Raw genomic sequence first — 18,234 nt, 5'->3', positions numbered from 1 at the left:
TAATCTTTAAACAAAATGATATTAGAGGAACATTTAGAGATAACTGTAAAGGCTCACGATCAGCAATTGCATCGTAGAGTGGATTTATTGTTGCGTACGGGAAAATTATTGGTAGAGAGTCTTGCCGATACGAACCGTATTGTAAGAAACATGAAACGTACGGCTGCTTATCTTGGTATCCCCGAAGAGAAGCTTCACATCAACGTCAGTTTTACCATGTTGATGGTGAACGTGAGTGATGGTGACTATTCTTTTACTAAATTCCAGCGAATTGAAGGTCATGGAGTGAATATGACGGCCATTTCGGAAGTCAGCAAGCTTTCCTGGCGTGCGATTGAAAATGATTACACGCTCGACCAGTATGAAGAAGAACTGGAAAAGATTCGTAAGAAAAAACGTAATTACACTCCGTGGCAAGTGGCGATTGGCGCCGGATTTGCCTGTGGCGGATTCTGCATTCAGTTCGGTTGTGACTGGATGGCATTTTTGTATGCATCAATTGCTGCCATATTGGGTATGCGCTTGCGTCAGGTATGCAATGAGTCTGGTTTGAATCATTACATGGGAATCGCTATTTCTGCCTTTGTGGCTACCATCATTGCATGGGCATCTACTTTGTTGCCTGCAGAATGGACATCTACTCCCTGGCATCCGTTGCTTGCCTGTGCCTTGTTTATTGTGCCTGGAGTTCCTTTGATTAACTTTGTGGACGATATGCTGGATAATTATATTCAGGTAGGTATTGTCAGAGCGGTGAATACCTTGCTGATGGTGGCTGCCATGGCTTTCGGTATCGCATTTGCCGTGAAACTTTGCCATATTGAAAACTTCTTCCCGACCATCAGTATGGTTCCTCATCATCAGTATTGGGAGTATGCCATAGCTGCAGCTATTTCAGCCATGGGATTCTCGATGATTTTCAATATACAGCGTCGTTTGTTGTGGGTAGTAGCTATCGGAGGTATTATTGCCGTATGTACGCGTAACTTCGTGAACTTAGGACCGAGCACAGACAATATCGGTTTGAATATGGGACTGGTTATAGGTTCTTTCTCAGGAGCTGTGCTGGTTAGCTTGATTGCCATTAAGGCAGTTCACTGGTTCCATGTGCCCAACCATGTGCTGACTATTCCTTCTGTCATCCCGATGATTCCGGGAGTACTGATGTATCGTATGCTGTTTGGTATCATCAATATCAATGTGCAGAGCATTGATCAGGTAACTCCTCTGATGAAAGCAATAGAAAGCGGTGTAAATTCCGGACTTGTGATTATGTGTATTGCTTTAGGAGTTGCTATTCCGAACATTTTCGGACGTCGTTTCATTGCTTCTTCAAAGAATAAGCGTCTGGCAGAGCTTTTGAAAGAACGTAAGGCTCGCGGCAAGTTCGTTGAATGGTAATTAAACTTTGATTTGTTCGTTCATTATTCTTTATAGAAGTGAAGATGATTCACTTCTTTATGAAAAAATCCCACCAAGACTTCAGGTCAGGTGGGATTTTTCGTATCATACGGGTTCTTGAGTTCTTGTTAGAATTCAAATTTCTCCAGTTTCATAGCGGCTAATTCCTGAATCTTTGGAACCAGGGTAGTGAAATGTGCAGCTTGTTCGTGTGCTGCAAGAGAAGCCGCATCTTTCCATGTTTCACAAATCATCAGGACATCCTGGCGTGTAGTGCTCTGAAAGAGGTCGTAAGCTACGCATCCGTTATCTTTCTGTGAAGCAGCTACCAGCTCTTTTGCTATGCTTACTACTTGGTCGTAGTTCTGTTTCTCTACTTGAATAAATACGTTTAGTCTGATCATTGTTTTTTGGTTTTTAAGTTATTTGACATTGCAAATATAGGATAAAAAAAAGGGACTGTACAAGTGTACAATCCCTTTTTGAGTTTTATTTAGAAAGAATTATTTCTTACCTTCCAGCTGTTCTTTCAATGCAGCCAAAGCGTCGATGTCACCCAGAGTAGTTGAAGCTGCCTGGTTCTGAATCATCGGAGTTTCTTCTTTCTTAGAAGCCTTCTTAGAAGCTTTCTTTTCTGCCTTTTCTTCTGCCTTAGCAGCATCTTCGAAGATACGGCTGTGAGAAACGATGATACGTTTTGCATCCTTGTTGAATTCGATTACCTTGAACGGCAATTTTTCATCCAACTGAGCCTGAGAACCGTCTTCTTTTACCAGGTGTTTCGGAGTTGCGAAACCTTCTACACCATAAGGCAATGCTACAACGGCACCCTTATCCAGCATTTCGATGATAGTTCCTTCGTGAACAGAACCTACAGTGAATACTGTTTCGAATACATCCCAAGGATTGTCTTCCAACTGCTTGTGACCCAAGCTCAGACGACGGTTTTCCTTGTCGATTTCCAGAACTACTACGTCGATGTCTGCACCAATCTGAGTGAATTCAGAAGGATGTTTAATCTTCTTAGTCCAAGACAAGTCAGAGATGTGGATCAATCCGTCAACACCTTCTTCGATTTCTACGAATACACCGAAGTTAGTGAAGTTGCGAACTTTAGCAACGTGCTTAGAACCTACAGGATATTTTTCTTCGATAGTTTCCCATGGATCTGCTTTCAGCTGTTTGATACCCAAAGACATCTTGCGTTCTTCGCGGTCCAGAGTCAAGATAACAGCTTCTACTTCGTCGCCCACTTTCATGAAGTCCTGAGCAGAACGCAGGTGCTGTGACCAAGACATTTCTGATACGTGGATCAAACCTTCTACGCCCGGAGCGATTTCGATGAATGCACCGTAGTCAGCCATAACGACTACTTTACCCTTCACGTGATCACCTACCTTCAAGTTAGGATCCAATGCATCCCATGGGTGCGGAGTCAACTGTTTCAAACCAAGAGCGATACGTTTCTTTTCGTCGTCGAAGTCCAAGATTACAACGTTCAACTTCTGATCCAAAGAAACAACTTCGCGAGGATCGCTTACACGGCCCCAAGACAAGTCTGTGATGTGGATCAAACCGTCTACGCCGCCCAAGTCGATGAATACACCGTAAGATGTGATATTCTTAACAGTACCTTCCAGTACCTGACCTTTTTCAAGTTTGCTGATGATTTCTTTCTTCTGCTGTTCCAGTTCAGCTTCGATAAGAGCCTTGTGAGAAACAACCACGTTCTTGAATTCCTGGTTGATTTTAACAACCTTGAATTCCATAGTCTTACCTACGAATACATCGTAGTCACGGATAGGTTTCACATCAATCTGAGAACCCGGCAAGAATGCTTCAATACCGAATACGTCAACGATCATACCACCCTTAGTGCGGCACTTGATGTAACCCTTAATGATTTCTTCGTTTTCAAGAGCAGCGTTAACACGATCCCAAGAACGAGTAGCGCGAGCTTTCTTGTGAGACAAGATCAACTGACCTTTTTTGTCTTCCTGGTTTTCGATGTACACTTCTACAGTGTCACCTACTTTCAAATCCGGATTGTAACGGAATTCGCTCAATGGAATGATACCATCTGATTTGTAACCGATGTTTACAACCACTTCGCGTTTGTTCATTGCGATTACAGTACCGTCTACAACCTCACGGTCGTTTACTTTGTTCAGCGTGCTGTCATAAGCTTTTTCAAGATCTTCTTTGCTTACGTTCGTTGTTGCATCACCGTTTTCATACGCATCCCAGTTGAAATCTTCAATAGGAGCAATGTTCTTTAAGTTTTCCATTAAATAAAAAAATTGTTTTTAAATAACTAATTGTGTTAGACTTTATATTGTTTATATAAATCGGCTGCAAAGGTATAATAAAATCCTGAATATTAAAAGGCTTGCTTGCTTTTTTTAAGGGTAAGGAAAATAGAAAAACCAGAAAAACGCTCAGCAAGGGAGGTTTTTCCGGTTTTTTATGAGTTTTTTGGATTTTCTGTTAGTTTTCAAGTGAATAGTCAATGGTGGTGACTACGCGTATCTTCTTGATATAAGGGGTGTTGGGGTCGCGGTCGGTGATGCTGAACTGCCCCTGGTTGGCCTGACGGATTTTGCCGAGGTTACTGCCGGAATCCTTGGCAAACTTTTCGGCTGCTTCGCGTGCGTTTTTGGTGGCTTCTTCAATCATCTGTGGTTTTACCTTGTTCAAGTCGGTATATTCATACTGCACCTTGTACTGGTATTCTCCGGAGGTGATGGCGATGCCTCTTTTCAGCAGTTCTCCCTGCTCACTGATGAGTCCACGTATCAGATCTACCTTGTCGGAAGTTACGGTGATGACAGTGGTCACATTGTAGCGGTTGGCCGGGTTCTGGTTGTTGCCATAACGTTCGGCAGCCAGGTCGATGATTTCCGGAGCGTTCACACTGATTTCCTGCTCTGTCAGTCCTTTTTCTTTCAAGAAACCGGTGATGGTCTGATTGGAACGCTTGATGTCGTCGTACAATCTTCCCAAATCATTTCCTAGGCTTTTGTACACCAGTGGCCAGGTTACTTTATTGGCAGGTACTTCTATTTCGGCCAGTCCTTTTACGGTGATACTGCGGTCTTTTTCTGCAAACTTACTGAATCCTTTTTCAATGAATACGCCTAACAGCAGCAGGCCGATGGCCAGAATAATGGCTTCGATTCTAAAGTTCTTCATGATGATTTTTATTTATAGTTAGATATTCGGAATCTGAGTGCAAGGTATTGAAAATTATTTGATTTTCCAACGATTTTCAAATGTCTTTACGTTCGTGTGAAAACGCACTTACGTTTTTCAGGAAGGTGAAAGCCCTTCAATTCCTGTATGGGAGACTGAATGAAAATACCGGTGTGGAGGTTGAATTTTCGGGCGGTTTCCTTCAGTTCGTCCTGGAAAAACCATGCGATGGAGCCTACAAAAGAGACGGGAATCCGGTTATGCTCCGGATAGGAAAGAATGTTGCGGCGGAAAAATTCACCAAAACATTCAATTAGGAATTCTCGGACTTCCGGTTGATGCTTGTGCTTATATATATAAGGTGTAAGACTGGCCAAAAAACGGTTACCCTGCGGCTGTCTGTACACTTTATCTAAAATCTCTGCTACGGTCAGGTTATATTCCTTCAATAAGCCTTCCAGCAAGCCGGAAGGTAACTGCTGCTTGATGCAGTCGCCTATAAATCGTTTTCCTAAATAGGCTCCGCTTCCTTCATCTCCTAAAATATAGCCTAATGGAGGAGTGTTATGCGTGATTCGTTGACCATCGTACAAGCAGGAGTTCGCCCCTGTTCCTAATATGCAGGCAATTCCCGGCTGATGCTTGCACAATGCACGGGCAGCTCCAAGCAAATCACCTTCCACCTGGATGGTTGCGTGAGGGAATGCTTCGGCGAGTAAACCGGAGAGCTTGCCGGCTTTTTCAGGGGTACAGCCAGCCCCATAAAAGAAAATGGCTTTCACTTCTTCTTGTGGAAAAGGCAGTTGTGCAAGCAGGCTTTCCTGAAGAAGCTGTTTTATTTTCTCTTCTGTCAGATGAAAAGGGTTGATACCTTCGGTGTGAACAACCTGGCAATCGTGTAACGTGTTTCCGAAGCACCAGTCGGTTTTGGTCGCTCCGCTATCGGCTATGAGAATCATGTGAAAAGCAGAATTAGAAAGGTAGAAAAAGAAAGAAGACGGAACATGCCGTCTTCTTTTTATGATTAAGTAAAAATTAGATTATGAATGACAGTGTCCGCAACCGCCACCGCAGCAGCCGTCTTCTTCAGCTTCGTGTTCGCCGCAACCGCCTCCACAGCTGTCGCAACCGCATCCGCAGCCTTCACCGCTCATCAGTTTGAGGATGCTTTCCATTTCCTTGTTGGTTGCATCGCGCATTTCCATTACGGTACCTTCAAAAATCAGGTCTTTACCAGCATGCGGGTGGTTCAGGTCGAGCACCACTTTATCTTCTGTGATTTCGCCAACGTTGGCATAGAACTGATGGCCTTCTGCATCGTTCAGCATGATGATGTTGCCTTCGAAGATATTGTCGCTATCGAATTTTCCATCCGGACCGCAGAACATAGATTTGGGCACCTGGCGTACGTTGTCTTCGTCTCTTTCGCCGTATGCTTCCGCACAAGGAATTGTAAAGTTGAAGTTGTCACCTTTCTTCAGTGCTAAGATTTCCTTTTCAAAGCGTTCCAAAGTATAACCGATTCCTGAGATGAACTGGAACGGATGGCTTGCAGGGGCTTCTTCACGTAATTCTTTTTCTCCGTCTGTTACCGCATAAAGTTTATATGCTACTGTGATGTATTTATTTTCCATGTCAAAAAATTAAATGTGCATTAATATTAATCAGTCGCAAAGATAGGAAATCTCGGTGTAATTATCGAATAATTCGGGAAGAATGAAAATGAAGTTCTTATGTTGCAGGTATGAGATTGTATATATATGTGAACAGGTGAAAATAAACGGTAAGGTTTTGAATCACCAACAGACTGTATTGAACAAATCATGTTCCTTTGCGTATAATTTATTGATGAAATGCGTTTCCTGTTTTTGTAAAAAACTATTTACGCCTCATGCTTTGACTCTTTAAATAATAATCATGATAAAAAGAATGATGATGAAAAAAAGTGTGCTTTATGCATTCATAGCTGCTATGCTGACAGCAGTATCTTGTACAAACGATATACCGACAAATGTGAATGGTGATACTTCAGGAAATACATCAGAAGACACATCCGGCAGTGGCTCGGGTGACTTGTCTGGTAATTCTGGTAAAATTTCCATTGTCGCCAGTATTGCCTCTCAAACGCGTGCTCCACAATTGGGAAGTGATGGAAGCGGCAGTTTTCAGAAAGGAGATAAGATGACTCTTTGTGTAACGGGAGGAGCTGCACCAGTAGTGACTGATTATGCTTATGAGCTTGATTTTCTTAAATGGCCTGATTTTGGACTTTCAGAAGAGGTATCACAAGTCACTTTTTCAGCTTGTTATCCCACACAAAAAGTGGAGAAGGATGGCACTTTTGAATTTAATTCGTTCAAGGCTCCCTATGGTGATTTGTTGATTGCCACTGCTCAGCCGGTAGAAGTCGGCACTTCTGAAACGGTGGCACTTACTTTCTGTCATGCATTGCACCGCCTTAATTTAGAGTTTGTGCCGGGAAATGGTTACACGGAGGAGGATTTGACTCTGCTGTCATGCACTTTCTCTGCAAAAACCACATGTGTGATAGATGCCGTTAAGGGAAGTGTGAAGGAGGTGAAGGATGAACAAGGAAGCCTTACTGTAACGGGGGCAAAAGCTTCGTTCTATCTAGTGCCCCAAGCGACCGATGGGATTTCTTTCACTCTTACTTTAGGTGGCGAAACCAAGCATTTTACTCTGGATGCTTTATTTAAGCAGTCGGGTAACCCGCAGACTGCATTGGAAAGTGGTAAATCGTGCACTCTGACCTTGAAAGTGGGACGTGACGGTATTACCGTATCCGCTGGCAGTATCGGAGCCTGGGAAGATCAGGCCACAGCCGATGGAGAGGTCGTGATTGGCTGATTGCTGTGGCAGAACTTGACTCAGGAAGATTTTTGATAAATATAAGAGGGCAGATTTCATTGATTTGATGAAGTCTGCCTTTTTTGTTGTTGCTTGTTGATGGAAGCTTACAGATATTCATCTGTAAATTTTTACCTTTGTAAGAGAGAAATTTAGGTACAAACAAGAATCAACAGTATTATGAATAGAATTATAGTAGTGACAGGTGGAGCTGGAGGTATCGGACGTTGCATCGTCGCACATTTTGCTTCTCAGGGGGATAGTGTATATTTTATAGACCAGAATCAGCAGGCCACTCTCACACAAGTGGAAAAGATGCGTGAGAGAGGCTGGCAGGTGACCGGATTTGTCGGCGATGTGGCAGAAAAACAGGCATTAGAGGAATTTGCAGCTTTGGTGCTTCGTGAACATCCGGAAGGCATACATTGCTTGATTAATAATGCTTGTCTGATGCGGGGAGGTATCCTTTCTGACTGTGAGTATGAAGATTTTCTGTATGTGCAGCGTGTGGGAGTAGTGGCACCTTATATGCTGGCCCGGTTGTTCAAAGACCATTTTCAAGGGATGGGAGCGATTGTAAACATTTCGTCTACGCGTGCTTTTCAATCGCAGCCGGATACGGAGAGCTATACGGCAGCCAAAGGAGGAATTACTGCGCTGACTCATGCTTTGGCCGTTAGTTTGTCGGGCATAGCGCGTGTAAATTCGGTAGCTCCCGGATGGATTGATACCGGTGCCTATCATGAAGAAGCGCATTATGAAGCAGTCTATAGTACGGGAGATACCGCCCAGCATCCGTCAGGCAGGGTGGGAGAGCCTGCCGATATTGCCCGTGTGGTGGATTTTCTTTGTGATGAGCGCAATTCATTTATCAATGGAGAAAATATTACGGTCGATGGAGGTATAAGCCGTCTGATGGTATATCATAATGACTGTGGATGGACTTACGAACCTTCAGCATCGGGAAAAGGATAATTCTTTTTGTCTCTTTCTCGCTGTGTGCGGAATTTCATGGGAGAAAGCCCTGTCTTCTTTACGAAAAATTTGCCAAAGACAGACTGGTCAGAGAATCCTAACTTTTCTGCAATTTCTTTAATATCCAGGTTTGTACATTCCAACAACTTACGTGCGTCGGCACAGAGCAGTTCGCTGATGTGAAAGCGGACCGTATGTCCGGTGATGTGTTTTACGATGCGCGAAAGGTAGGTGGTTGAGATGTGCAGACTTTCTGCATAAAACCCTATGTCATGGTGCTGGCGATAATTTTCCATCAACGTTTTTTTGAATAGCCTGAAAATATCTGTGGAGCGTCGTGCATAATCCGGAACTTCATGGCGGGTTTGAGTCAATATATCAGCTATCTGTAGAAGACAGAAACTGCATAAGTGGTTCAGAATACTGTCGTAATAGTTGGCTGCATTTTTTCTGCATGGTGCAAATAGGGCGAAGATTTTTTGCAGGTAAGTAGCTTGTTCGTTTTCCAATAAGAATACCGGTAGCTGATAGTGTCCCAAGTAGTGTGCCAGTTGTTCATATAGTGGCTGTCCGTCGGGTAAGCTATCAAAGAAAGTTGGTTTCAGATAGAGGAGCATGGACTGGAAGTGAGAACTCGTAGCCTGAATCATGCATTTTGTGCTGGGGGTAAGTGTAACTAAATGTGCAGGTTGAAGTTCGTAAGTCTGATATTCATCTGCCAGTTGGGCTGTTCCGTTTGTGACGAGAAGAAAGAAAAATCCTTCTTTCAATTCGGCTTTTCCGGTAGGAACCGATGAGGAGGTAAGTTCGCAGTAGCATGTGCTTTCAGTTCCGTTGCCATGTGTTTGTATGATTTCAAGTAGAGTCGGATTCATCGTATTTATTTTTGTGGATAAAATTAAGAGTTGTTTCGTTTTTGACCAAAATTAGTCTTCCTTTTATGAATAAGGAATGAAAAAAATAAGGGAACTTTGCGGCACTTTTGATAAAGAGAACAAGTATGAATAAATTTATGTGCCGGCGCTACCTGCTGTTTTGCGTATCTTTGTTTGTTAATGCACTGGGAATTGCCTTCATTACCAAAGCTGCATTAGGTACTTCGCCTATTACGAGTGTGACTTACGTATTGAGTATGTTCACTCCCTTTACCATTGGTCAGTGGACCATCCTGTTGAATCTTCTTTTTGTGATACTGGAATTGTTCTTAATGACACGTGAAGATTTGAAATCTGATTTGCGCATGTATCTTCTGCAGATTCCTATCTCTTTCAGCTTTGGTATGTTTATTGACCTTTGTATGCATTATATTCTTTTCTGGCTCAATCCCGTAGAATATGTGTATATGATTGTGGCCTTATTGATTGGATGTGTGATTTTAGCTGTAGGAATTGCACTTGAGGTAAAGGCCAATGCCGCGATGATGGCCGGAGAATATTTTGTAAAGGTCATTACCCGTCGGTTTCGCGGAGAGTTCGGTTATATAAAACTCGGATTTGACGTGACATTGGTAGCTATTGCTTGCTTGTTATCACTTGCTTTTATGTCGGGGGTGTACGGAGTGCGTGAAGGAACTGTGATTTCTGCCTTGGTAGTCGGTCCGATTGTGCATTTTGTAAGTCCGTATTACCGTTTCCTAGATAAATGGATTACAGATGCTTCTGTGCGGAACGTACCGGATTTTTCACAAGGGCAACATGTGGTTATTACTATAGCGCGTGAATATGGCAGTGGAGGGCATCTGCTGGGTGAAATGCTTTCCAAAGAATTGGGCATCAAACTTTATGATAAAGAATTCATACGTATGGCAGCCCAGCGGAGCGGGATGGATGAACAGTATATTGTGAAAAACGAGCAGTCCATTCCTTCCTTCTGGTTGAAGTGCATTCTTTCAAAAAATAGTGAGCAGCCATTGGAATCCAGCCTTTCTTCAGACGATGTATTATTTGTGTCGGAAAGTAAGATTATTCAGGAACTGGCCGCAAAGGAATCTTGTATCATTGTGGGACGCTGTGCCGACTTTGTATTGAAAGACTATCCGAAGGTGCTGAAACTGTTCTGTTATTCCGATTTGTCTCATTCTGTGACCCGTTGCGTGAGCGAATACGGTATTGCGAAAGAAAGTGCTGAAACGGAAATCAAGCGGGTGAATCGCAACCGCATTCATCACTATGAATACTATACGGGAGAGAAATGGGGAGAACCTCATCGGTATGATTTGATGCTGAATACCGGGGCTCTTGACTTGAAAACGGCTTGTCAGCTGGTGAGAGGAGTTTATCAGGGGTTAGACAAGGCCTGATAAACCATTTCAGAAATTTGTGCGATAATGGCTTCCGTATCCTCCATGCTTTCCTGTGAGTCTTTGACAAAAACAACGAGGGTATAACGGTGACCATTAGGGAACTGTACAAATCCGGCATCGTTAATGGCAATGAGTTGTCCCGATGCGTTGCGGTCGCCAGTACCGGTTTTATGCCCTACGGTGACCTGCTTGTCTTGTAGAGGGTGGACTATTCTGCTTGTTCCAGTCTGACAGGTGACAAGGGCTTCTTTGATGAATTCCTGATGAGGTTTGTCGAATAAAGTCCGGGTAAGTAGAGCCTCGATGACTTCTGCGGTAGCCAGCGGAGTGCTCCAGTTTTCATAGCCAAGGTTCAGGTCCTGGTGCATGTCGTCTTCTGTGTATTGGATAGAAAAATCGTTGATTCCCAAACTACGGATATAACGGTCGGTCACCGCAGGACCTCCGGTAAATTTGAACAGGATGTCGCATGCATTATTGTCGCTTAAGTGGAGGGTGTATTCCATTAATTGCTTAAGTGAAAACTTTCCTCCGTGAGGGTACCGGTCTCTTAGCGGACTGTAAGTATTGGGCTGCAGGTCTGTGCTGTCTACGGTAAGCAAGGTATCAAAGGAGAGCTGATGTCTTTTACAGTAATCTCCCACAGCCAGTGCCTGATGTAATTTGAATACGCTCATCAACGGGTAGCGTCGGTTGTTCTCTATGGTGACAGTATCTTTTCCGTCTGCAATGATGGCTACTCCCACTTCAGCTTTTTGCTGTGAGATAAACTGATGGATATTGGTGTATAGTTCTTGAAAGCGATTGCCGGCCAATACATAGGCTGGAAATAGGATGAATAATAAGAGAATCAGACGGTTTGTTTTCATATTCGTACGGGGAAATTTATGATATTTCTATGTCTTCTTCGTGAAGAGAGGGGATGGAAAACAAAAAGAGGCTGTCTCAAAATAGAGAAATTGGACAGATATACTTATAATTTATAAGTTATAGTATAAAAATCTCCTGCTTTTAGCCATATCATTAGAGTAAACTAAGGCTGAAACAGGAGATTTTTTATTTCTAAGTTTCAATCTGTAATATTTTTACTTTTGCAATTCTATTTTGAGACAGCCTCTTTTCAAAATTCGTTTTCAGTAGATTATGCTTCAGCGCAAGGAATTACAGAAACATAGCTTCTGTCTTCGCGACCTTTCTTGAAACATACAGTACCATCTACCAATGCGTAAAGAGTGTGGTCACTACCCATACCTACGTTTTCACCCGGGTTGTGAACTGTTCCTCTTTGACGAACAATGATGTTACCAGCTTTGCAAGCTGAACCACCGAATATCTTTACGCCTAATCTCTTACTAGCTGATTCACGGCCGTTCTTAGAACTACCTACACCTTTCTTATGTGCCATTTTCTTCTACGTTTTTAATGATTAAGCAATAACTTGTTTGATTGTCAATTCAGTAAACTGCTGGCGATGACCGTTCAGTTTCTTGTAACCTTTTCTTCTCTTCTTGTGGAATACCAATACCTTGTCACCTTTTACCAAGTGAGAAGCTACTTCGCAAACCACTTTTGCACCGTCTACAGTAGGAGCACCTACAGTTACAGTACCGTTGTTGTCAACCAACAAGACTTTGTCAAATTCAACAGTTGCACCGTTTTCAGCATTCTGAATGTGGTGAACGAACAGTTTCTTGCCTTCTTCTGCTTTGAACTGCTGACCGTTAATTTCTACGATTACGTACATTTTTAAATAAATATTAAACGGGTTTCCTCCGTAAGGTGAGCTGTTCTCTGTAGCTACTTTTTTACCTACACGGACTAAAATCGGCTGCAAATTTACGGCTTTATATTTACATAACCAACTATTTATCTGAAAAAAACGGATATATTTCCTATTTTTTTATCAGTGGAAGTAAATCGGGGAAAATGGCTGTATGCGGATAGGCTGCCAGCTCTTCGCGAGTGGTCATTCCGTGAAGGATACCGGCAAAGTCAACTCCTGCATTTTGGGCGGTTTCCGCATCGACGGTACTGTCGCCGAGGTAGAGAATCTGCTCTTTCGGGCAGTTCAGGCGGGAAGCGGCCTGCAGCAGACCTTCGGGTGAGGGCTTGGCTTCTTTCACGTCTTCTCCTCCTACGATGATGTCAATGAATCCTTCGGGGAATATTTTCCCCATCAGCTCCATGATGCGGTAGCGGTACTTGGTGGAGATGATGCCGATACGGGCTCCATTGGCTTTCAGGGCGCGTAGCACTTCTTCCGTTTCAGGGAAAAGTATGGTATTGGCCGTCATGTGCTGGTCGGCTTCCTTGACATATTCTTTCCGGAATGTCTCCAGCGTGTCTGCATCGGTTATTCCGGTCATGATGGAAAAGGAATCAACCAGTGTCTTTCCGATGGTACGTTTGATAGAAAGGTCGTCCACCTGATGGAATCCATGGCGTTCGAGTACATTTCTGTAGCACATCACAATTCCCTTGGAAGAATTGGCCAAGGTATAGTCAAAGTCAAATAAGTAGGCTTGGTAAGATTTCATACGATTTTACTTTATATAATAAGGTATATGTTCTATATCTAAAAGTGACTGCTTGCGCGAGATGCCGCCGGCGTATCCGGTCAGGCTTCCATTGCTTCCTACTATGCGGTGGCAGGGAATCAGGATGCTGATGGGATTGTGTCCGATGGCATTGCCTACAGCTTGTGCTGCCATGTGAGGCCGTCCTAAACGGCGGGCGGTTTCCATGGCTATATCTTTGTAGGTACGGGTTTCTCCGTAAGGAATGGTGGATAAGATTTGCCAGACGGTCTGCTGAAAATGAGTGCCGGAAGGTTGCAGGGGAGGGCAGAAATCGGGTTGTTGGCCGGAGAAATAAACATCGAGCCATTGCCGTGTTTGAAGCAGCAACGGAGTTTCCTTCGTCATGGCTTCTTCTTTCAGTCCGTGACCGAAATATTTTTGTCCGTCGAACCAGAGGCCGCAAAGTCCGATTTCCGTGGCAGCCAGCGTGATTCCTCCCAACGGAGAATCATAGTGACAGGTGAAAGTCATTTCCAACAGTGTTTTTGAGGTGAGAAAGTAGAAAAATGATACGATTTACCGTCCCGAAAAAACGCCTTTGCGTTTAGCTAAAAACGTAAGTGCGTTTTAAGTAAAACGCAAGTACGTTTTGGTTCAAACGCAAGGGCGTTTAAGATAAAACGTAAAGGCGTTTTTGAGAAAGCGTCCTTACGTTTCTTTTACCCTTTTATTCCATGGGTTGATAGTTCTTGGCAAGTCCTCCTTCACTCGTTTCCTTGTACAAGGATGGGAGGTCGTGTCCGGTCTGCTTCATAACCTCTACTACCTTGTCGAATGACACCCGGTGATGGCCGTCGGTAAAGGCTGAATAGATATTCGCATCGAGTGCACGTGCGGCAGCATACGCATTACGCTCTATACAAGGAATTTGTACCAGTCCGCATACCGGATCGCATGTCATACCCAAGTGATGTTCCAGTCCCATCTCGGCTGCATATTCTATCTGGGCCGGACTGCCTCCGAATAGCTGGCTGGCTGCCGCAGATGCCATGGAACAAGCTACTCCCACTTCGGCTTGACATCCGGCTTCAGCTCCCGAAATAGAAGCATTGTGCTTTACGATATTTCCCACCAGTCCGGCAGTTGCTAATGCTCGCAAGATACGTGCGTCGCTGAAGTCACGGCTTTTCTGCAGGTGATACAAGACAGCCGGAACCACTCCGCAGGCTCCACAAGTGGGTGCAGTGACAATTTTTCCTCCGGAAGCATTTTCCTCACTGACAGCCAGTGCGTATGCGAATACCAGTCCGCGTGAGCGAAGAGAGTCTTTATAGCCTTTCGAGCGAATGTAATAAGCCGATGCCTTGCGGCGCAGATTCAATGGTCCGGGCAATACCCCTTCGGCATCCAGTCCGCGATGGATGGCGGCTTTCATGGTCTCCCACACCTCTGCCAGAAAATCCCATATCTCCGGGCCTTCACATTGCTCCACGTATTCCCAGTAGCTGCGTCCGGTGTGTTCGCACCAGTACAAAATCTGGCTCATGGTATTCATGTTGTAAATATCGTTGGTGGCTGTGCGGTCGTGTCCTTCTTCGGCCAGTGCACCACCTCCTACACTGAATACGGTCCATTCATCCAGCTTTTTCTTCTGTGCATCGAAAGCCTTGAAAGTCATTCCGTTCGGGTGGAAAGGGAAGAAAATATGTGGTTTCCAGAGAATTTCTACGGGAGCGTGAGGTTGCAGGGTATCCAAAATAGCTACATCGGTCATGTGGCCACGTCCTGTGGCAGCCAGACTGCCATACAGAGTTACTTCGAATGAGGCAGCCTCTGGATTACGAGCAAGAAATTGTTCGGCAGCTTTGCGGGGCCCCATGGTATGGCTGCTGGATGGCCCCGTGCCGATGCGATATAATTCTCTGATTGATTTCATACTAAAAAATAGGTGTAAGTTTTCTGCAAAGATACGCAATAATCGCATATATGTGCAGAAATCCCGTAGGGTTTATTTTAAATCCACCACGGTGATGCCTGCGCCGCCAAACTGTACGTGTTCATCCTGGAAATGGGCTACTCCCGGCACGGTAGCCAAGTATTGCCGGATGAGGGTGCGCAGAATACCTGTACCCGTACCGTGCAGGATGCGTACGCGGCTGACTCCTACCAAGATAGCGTCATCGATGAAATAGGTGACTGCCTGTATGGCTTCGTCTCCACGCATACCTCTGACATCGATGTCTTGCTTGAAATTCAGTTTCTTTTCGTACATCCGGTCTTGGGTTTCGCTGCTGACAAAGGTCGCCTTGCTGGATAACGGAGCAGCCTTCGGTGCATCCGTCCGTTCCAGACGGTCGACTTTCACGTTGGTTTTCATCAGTCCGAACATGACCACGGCATTCTTTCCGCTGATTTCCATGACTTGTCCCACACTGGTCTGTCCTTTGATGCGCACATAGTCTCCCGCTTCAATAGGACGTACCTTAGGAGCAACCGGAGTTTCAGGAGCATTGGCTTGTTTCGCTTTCTTGTCTTTTTTGCGCTCCTGCTTTTCGCGGAGTTTTTCCATCTTGCGCGCGATTTTCTCTTCCAAAGCCGCCTTTTCCAGGTTCTCTACCTGCTGCTTGAAGTCGGTCAGTTCCTGACGTGCCGTGCGGGTACGTTCCTTTTCAGCCTGCGCTTCCTTGATGGTACGAATGGTATTTTCGATTTTGGCATTCGATTCTTGCAACAACCGTTCTGCTTCTTCTTTGGCTTTCTTCAGGATTTCCTTGCGGCTGCGTTCCAGCTCCTGTATTTCCTGTTCGTAACGGGCGATGGTATCTTCCATCTGTTTTTCTCGCTTGCGTATGTTCTGACGCTTGGTTTCCCAGTAACGCTTGTCGCGCACAATGTCTTGCAGGTATTTGTCGCTCTGGATGTATTCGCTTCCCACAATTTCCGATGCGTCAGCAATAACCTCTTCCGGCAAACCGATTTTACGGGCAATCTCTACGGCAAACGAACTTCCCGGATTACCAATCTGCAACTGGAACAGTGCCCGCATCTCGTGGCGGTCGTATAGCATGGCTCCGTTCACAACTCCTTCGTGATCTTCGGCAAAATGCTTCAGGTTCTGGTAGTGAGTGGTAATCACGCCGAACGTACCTTTTAAGTTGAAGCGTTTCAGTACGGCTTCGGCAATGGCACCGCCAATTTGTGGCTCCGTACCTCCTCCGAACTCATCGATAAGGATGAGACTTTCGCCGTTGCATGATTTCAGCATCATCTTCATGTTAGTCAGATGCGAAGAATAGGTACTCAGGTCGTCTTCAATACTCTGTTCGTCGCCAATATCAATAAATATGTGGCTGAAGATACCGGCGTGGCTCCGTTCATGCATGGATACTAACATACCACATTGCAGCATGTATTGCAGCAGTCCCACGGTTTTCAGGCAGACAGATTTACCACCTGCGTTTGGTCCGGAAATAAGCAGGATGCGCTTGTCGCGTGTCAGGATAATGTCCAGCGGCACTACTTTCTTGTCATGCTTGGCCAGTGACATTTGCAGAAGCGGATGCACAGCCTGAAACCAGTCTACAATCTGCTGGTTCTCAAATGAGGGTTTCAATCCTTTTATATCTATACCGAACAAAGCTTTGGCACGGATGAAATCGATTTCAGCCAAAAACTCGTACGAAGAGAGTAAGGCAGGAACTTGCGGGCGTACCGTAGCCGAGAATTCCGTCAGGATGCGGATGATTTCGCGGCGTTCTTCTCCTTCCAACTCCCGGATGCGGTTATTGGCTTCCACCACTTCTGCCGGCTCGATGAAAACCGTCTTTCCGGTGGCTGATTCATCGTGTACAATACCTCTGATTTTGCGCTTCATGCCCGGAGCAACCGGGATGACCAGACGTCCGTCGCGCATGGTGGGAGTAACATCCTTGTCTACATACCCTTCCGATTGTGCAGCACGGAGAATGCTGTTTAGACTGCGTGAAATGCTTCCCGTGGTAGCCGAGAGTTCCCGTCGGATACGCAGAAGTTCCGCAGAAGCATTGTCCTTTATCTTTCCGAACTTGTCCAAGATGCTGTCGATACGTGCGATAAGCTGGGGGAATACTAAAATATCTCCCGCCAGTTCACGCAGGGCAGGATAAGGAGAATTTTCCGTTTCCTCTTCTTCGTCGGATTGCTGAAGGAATCGTACAATGTCACGGATGGTTTCCAGTGAACGGCGAAGGTCGAACAGCTCTTGTTCGTCCATATACATACCTTCCACCCGGATGCGTTTCAGAGAAGGACGTACATCAAAGAAATATTGTGCCGGAAAATCTTCCTCTTCCTGCGTAATCCGTACAAATTCAACCACTTGCTCCAGCCGTTGGTTTATTTCATCGTAATTGTCCGAAAAGGTCATTTCGTCCACTCGCTCTTCACCTAGTGTGCTCAGGCATTTACCTTTCAGCAATTGTCGTATCTGGTCGAATCCTATTTTCTGTTCGAAATTATGAGGGTATATCATGATTAGTTTGTTTCGTTTTTTCTGCTTGCAAAGGTACGACAATGAAAAAAAATAATCAAAAAAGGCGGTAAATATTTGCAGATTTCAAAATAATGCGTACCTTTGCATCGCCTTTGAAAAACAAGGCAACTCTCACGAAGAGTTCTGGAGAGGTGGCAGAGTGGTCGATTGCGGCGGTCTTGAAAACCGTTGTACCGCGAGGTACCCGGGGTTCGAATCCCTGTCTCTCCGCAATAAACGCTGAAAATCAGCAAATTGCAAAATAAACACCCAGTTTTACACCCAAGAATGTAAAACTGGGTGTTTTTGTCTTATTTAAGAAATGGATTTTTGCTGGGGTTTATTAAACAAGATACTATTTCTTCTTAAAATAAAAAGATACATCAAAGGTTGCCTATGTACATGCGAATGCATTAGATAGGCAACCTTTAGTTATTTAAGTGGCATTGCATTACTTAGGAAATGTG

At 44.6% G+C, this 18,234-nt stretch carries 17 protein-coding genes and 1 tRNA gene; 5 read left to right on the top strand and 13 right to left on the bottom strand.

Going from position 1 to position 18,234, the window contains the following annotated elements:
• The first annotated feature begins 15 nt into the window (after window positions 1–15).
• Window positions 16–1,401, top strand: coding sequence for a threonine/serine exporter family protein (locus tag WKT20_RS06905; RefSeq protein ID WP_117700673.1), 1,386 nt, complete (start codon window positions 16–18; stop codon window positions 1,399–1,401).
• A 128-nt stretch (window positions 1,402–1,529) separates the two neighbouring features.
• On the opposite strand, the gene WKT20_RS06900 is transcribed toward WKT20_RS06905, so the two are convergent.
• From WKT20_RS06900 to WKT20_RS06880, 5 genes are all read right to left on the bottom strand, one after another.
• Window positions 1,530–1,805, bottom strand: a complete 276-nt coding sequence (locus WKT20_RS06900) for a putative quinol monooxygenase (protein ID WP_118211945.1) — start codon at window positions 1,803–1,805, stop codon at window positions 1,530–1,532.
• 99 nt (window positions 1,806–1,904) lie between these two features.
• Window positions 1,905–3,689, bottom strand: a complete 1,785-nt coding sequence (gene rpsA / locus WKT20_RS06895; protein WP_118166056.1) for a 30S ribosomal protein S1 — start codon at window positions 3,687–3,689, stop codon at window positions 1,905–1,907.
• A gap of 199 nt (window positions 3,690–3,888) precedes the next feature.
• Entirely contained in the window at window positions 3,889–4,593 is a 705-nt protein-coding gene (locus WKT20_RS06890) for an SIMPL domain-containing protein (protein ID WP_118166054.1), read from the bottom strand.
• Between the two features lie 86 nt (window positions 4,594–4,679).
• Window positions 4,680–5,552, bottom strand: coding sequence for an ATPase (locus tag WKT20_RS06885; protein WP_118430597.1), 873 nt, complete (start codon window positions 5,550–5,552; stop codon window positions 4,680–4,682).
• Window positions 5,553–5,633: 81 nt separating this feature from the next.
• Window positions 5,634–6,227, bottom strand: coding sequence for an FKBP-type peptidyl-prolyl cis-trans isomerase (locus WKT20_RS06880; RefSeq protein WP_022054468.1), 594 nt, complete (start codon window positions 6,225–6,227; stop codon window positions 5,634–5,636).
• A 295-nt stretch (window positions 6,228–6,522) separates the two neighbouring features.
• Here WKT20_RS06880 and WKT20_RS06875 point away from each other — a divergent pair, with 295 nt between their 5' ends.
• Both WKT20_RS06875 and WKT20_RS06870 read left to right on the top strand, forming a co-directional pair.
• The gene (locus tag WKT20_RS06875) at window positions 6,523–7,461 is read left to right on the top strand and encodes a fimbrillin family protein (RefSeq protein ID WP_223805005.1); all 939 of its coding nucleotides are present in this window, start codon (window positions 6,523–6,525) and stop codon (window positions 7,459–7,461) included.
• A gap of 180 nt (window positions 7,462–7,641) precedes the next feature.
• Window positions 7,642–8,436 carry an SDR family oxidoreductase gene (locus WKT20_RS06870; protein ID WP_117672441.1) on the top strand — a complete coding sequence of 265 codons (795 nt, stop codon included), beginning with the start codon at window positions 7,642–7,644 and terminating at the stop codon, window positions 8,434–8,436.
• Here the strand turns inward: WKT20_RS06870 and WKT20_RS06865 are convergent.
• Window positions 8,406–9,311 (bottom strand): helix-turn-helix domain-containing protein, encoded by a 906-nt coding sequence (locus WKT20_RS06865; RefSeq protein WP_118242823.1) that lies wholly within the window; start codon window positions 9,309–9,311, stop codon window positions 8,406–8,408. The two genes, WKT20_RS06870 and WKT20_RS06865, sit on opposite strands and share 31 nt — an antisense overlap.
• 125 nt (window positions 9,312–9,436) lie before the next feature.
• Between WKT20_RS06865 and WKT20_RS06860 the strand changes: the two genes are divergently transcribed.
• A complete protein-coding gene (locus tag WKT20_RS06860; RefSeq protein ID WP_340417078.1) occupies window positions 9,437–10,735 on the top strand; it encodes a cytidylate kinase family protein in 1,299 nt (432 codons plus the stop codon).
• Here the strand turns inward: WKT20_RS06860 and bla are convergent.
• The 7 genes from bla to WKT20_RS06825 all read right to left on the bottom strand — a co-directional run bounded on the left by bla (window position 10,714) and on the right by WKT20_RS06825 (window position 17,767).
• Entirely contained in the window at window positions 10,714–11,607 is an 894-nt protein-coding gene (gene bla / locus WKT20_RS06855; protein WP_340417077.1) for a class A beta-lactamase, subclass A2, read from the bottom strand. The two genes, WKT20_RS06860 and bla, sit on opposite strands and share 22 nt — an antisense overlap.
• A gap of 272 nt (window positions 11,608–11,879) precedes the next feature.
• A complete protein-coding gene (gene rpmA / locus WKT20_RS06850; protein WP_007562978.1) occupies window positions 11,880–12,143 on the bottom strand; it encodes a 50S ribosomal protein L27 in 264 nt (87 codons plus the stop codon).
• A gap of 21 nt (window positions 12,144–12,164) precedes the next feature.
• Window positions 12,165–12,482 carry a 50S ribosomal protein L21 gene (rplU, locus tag WKT20_RS06845; RefSeq protein WP_040313291.1) on the bottom strand — a complete coding sequence of 106 codons (318 nt, stop codon included), beginning with the start codon at window positions 12,480–12,482 and terminating at the stop codon, window positions 12,165–12,167.
• A gap of 148 nt (window positions 12,483–12,630) precedes the next feature.
• The gene (locus WKT20_RS06840) at window positions 12,631–13,275 is read right to left on the bottom strand and encodes an HAD family hydrolase (RefSeq protein WP_118027680.1); all 645 of its coding nucleotides are present in this window, start codon (window positions 13,273–13,275) and stop codon (window positions 12,631–12,633) included.
• Window positions 13,276–13,281: 6 nt separating this feature from the next.
• Window positions 13,282–13,788: a methylated-DNA--[protein]-cysteine S-methyltransferase gene (locus tag WKT20_RS06835; protein ID WP_304207099.1), complete on the bottom strand. Its 507-nt coding sequence runs from the start codon at window positions 13,786–13,788 to the stop codon at window positions 13,282–13,284.
• A 196-nt stretch (window positions 13,789–13,984) separates the two neighbouring features.
• On the bottom strand, window positions 13,985–15,193 hold the full coding sequence (locus WKT20_RS06830) for an L-serine ammonia-lyase (protein WP_081458135.1): 1,209 nt from the start codon (window positions 15,191–15,193) through the stop codon (window positions 13,985–13,987).
• A gap of 72 nt (window positions 15,194–15,265) precedes the next feature.
• Window positions 15,266–17,767 carry an endonuclease MutS2 gene (locus WKT20_RS06825; RefSeq protein WP_118166048.1) on the bottom strand — a complete coding sequence of 834 codons (2,502 nt, stop codon included), beginning with the start codon at window positions 17,765–17,767 and terminating at the stop codon, window positions 15,266–15,268.
• A gap of 146 nt (window positions 17,768–17,913) precedes the next feature.
• On the opposite strand from WKT20_RS06825, the gene WKT20_RS06820 reads away from it, so the two are divergent.
• Window positions 17,914–17,998, top strand: a tRNA-Ser gene (locus WKT20_RS06820).
• Window positions 17,999–18,234 lie beyond the last annotated feature (236 nt).

Source organism: Phocaeicola sp. ICN-14070 (assembly GCF_037892625.1).
GTDB classification, from domain to species: domain Bacteria; phylum Bacteroidota; class Bacteroidia; order Bacteroidales; family Bacteroidaceae; genus Phocaeicola; species Phocaeicola plebeius.
The sequence above is the reverse complement of the archived record's forward strand: the minus strand, read 5'-3'. Positions and strand labels throughout refer to the sequence as shown.

Bases quoted from the DNA above. Each gene is read 5' to 3' on its own strand.
- WKT20_RS06905 (WP_117700673.1), top strand. From the start codon at position 16: ATGATATTAGAGGAACATTTAGAGATAACTGTAAAGGCTCACGATCAG.
- WKT20_RS06900 (WP_118211945.1), bottom strand. From the start codon at position 1,805: ATGATCAGACTAAACGTATTTATTCAAGTAGAGAAACAGAACTACGAC.
- rpsA (WP_118166056.1), bottom strand. From the start codon at position 3,689: ATGGAAAACTTAAAGAACATTGCTCCTATTGAAGATTTCAACTGGGAT.
- WKT20_RS06890 (WP_118166054.1), bottom strand. From the start codon at position 4,593: ATGAAGAACTTTAGAATCGAAGCCATTATTCTGGCCATCGGCCTGCTG.
- WKT20_RS06885 (WP_118430597.1), bottom strand. From the start codon at position 5,552: ATGATTCTCATAGCCGATAGCGGAGCGACCAAAACCGACTGGTGCTTC.
- WKT20_RS06880 (WP_022054468.1), bottom strand. From the start codon at position 6,227: ATGGAAAATAAATACATCACAGTAGCATATAAACTTTATGCGGTAACA.
- WKT20_RS06875 (WP_223805005.1), top strand. From the start codon at position 6,523: ATGATGATGAAAAAAAGTGTGCTTTATGCATTCATAGCTGCTATGCTG.
- WKT20_RS06870 (WP_117672441.1), top strand. From the start codon at position 7,642: ATGAATAGAATTATAGTAGTGACAGGTGGAGCTGGAGGTATCGGACGT.
- WKT20_RS06865 (WP_118242823.1), bottom strand. From the start codon at position 9,311: ATGAATCCGACTCTACTTGAAATCATACAAACACATGGCAACGGAACT.
- WKT20_RS06860 (WP_340417078.1), top strand. From the start codon at position 9,437: ATGAATAAATTTATGTGCCGGCGCTACCTGCTGTTTTGCGTATCTTTG.
- bla (WP_340417077.1), bottom strand. From the start codon at position 11,607: ATGAAAACAAACCGTCTGATTCTCTTATTATTCATCCTATTTCCAGCC.
- rpmA (WP_007562978.1), bottom strand. From the start codon at position 12,143: ATGGCACATAAGAAAGGTGTAGGTAGTTCTAAGAACGGCCGTGAATCA.
- rplU (WP_040313291.1), bottom strand. From the start codon at position 12,482: ATGTACGTAATCGTAGAAATTAACGGTCAGCAGTTCAAAGCAGAAGAA.
- WKT20_RS06840 (WP_118027680.1), bottom strand. From the start codon at position 13,275: ATGAAATCTTACCAAGCCTACTTATTTGACTTTGACTATACCTTGGCC.
- WKT20_RS06835 (WP_304207099.1), bottom strand. From the start codon at position 13,788: ATGACTTTCACCTGTCACTATGATTCTCCGTTGGGAGGAATCACGCTG.
- WKT20_RS06830 (WP_081458135.1), bottom strand. From the start codon at position 15,193: ATGAAATCAATCAGAGAATTATATCGCATCGGCACGGGGCCATCCAGC.
- WKT20_RS06825 (WP_118166048.1), bottom strand. From the start codon at position 17,767: ATGATATACCCTCATAATTTCGAACAGAAAATAGGATTCGACCAGATA.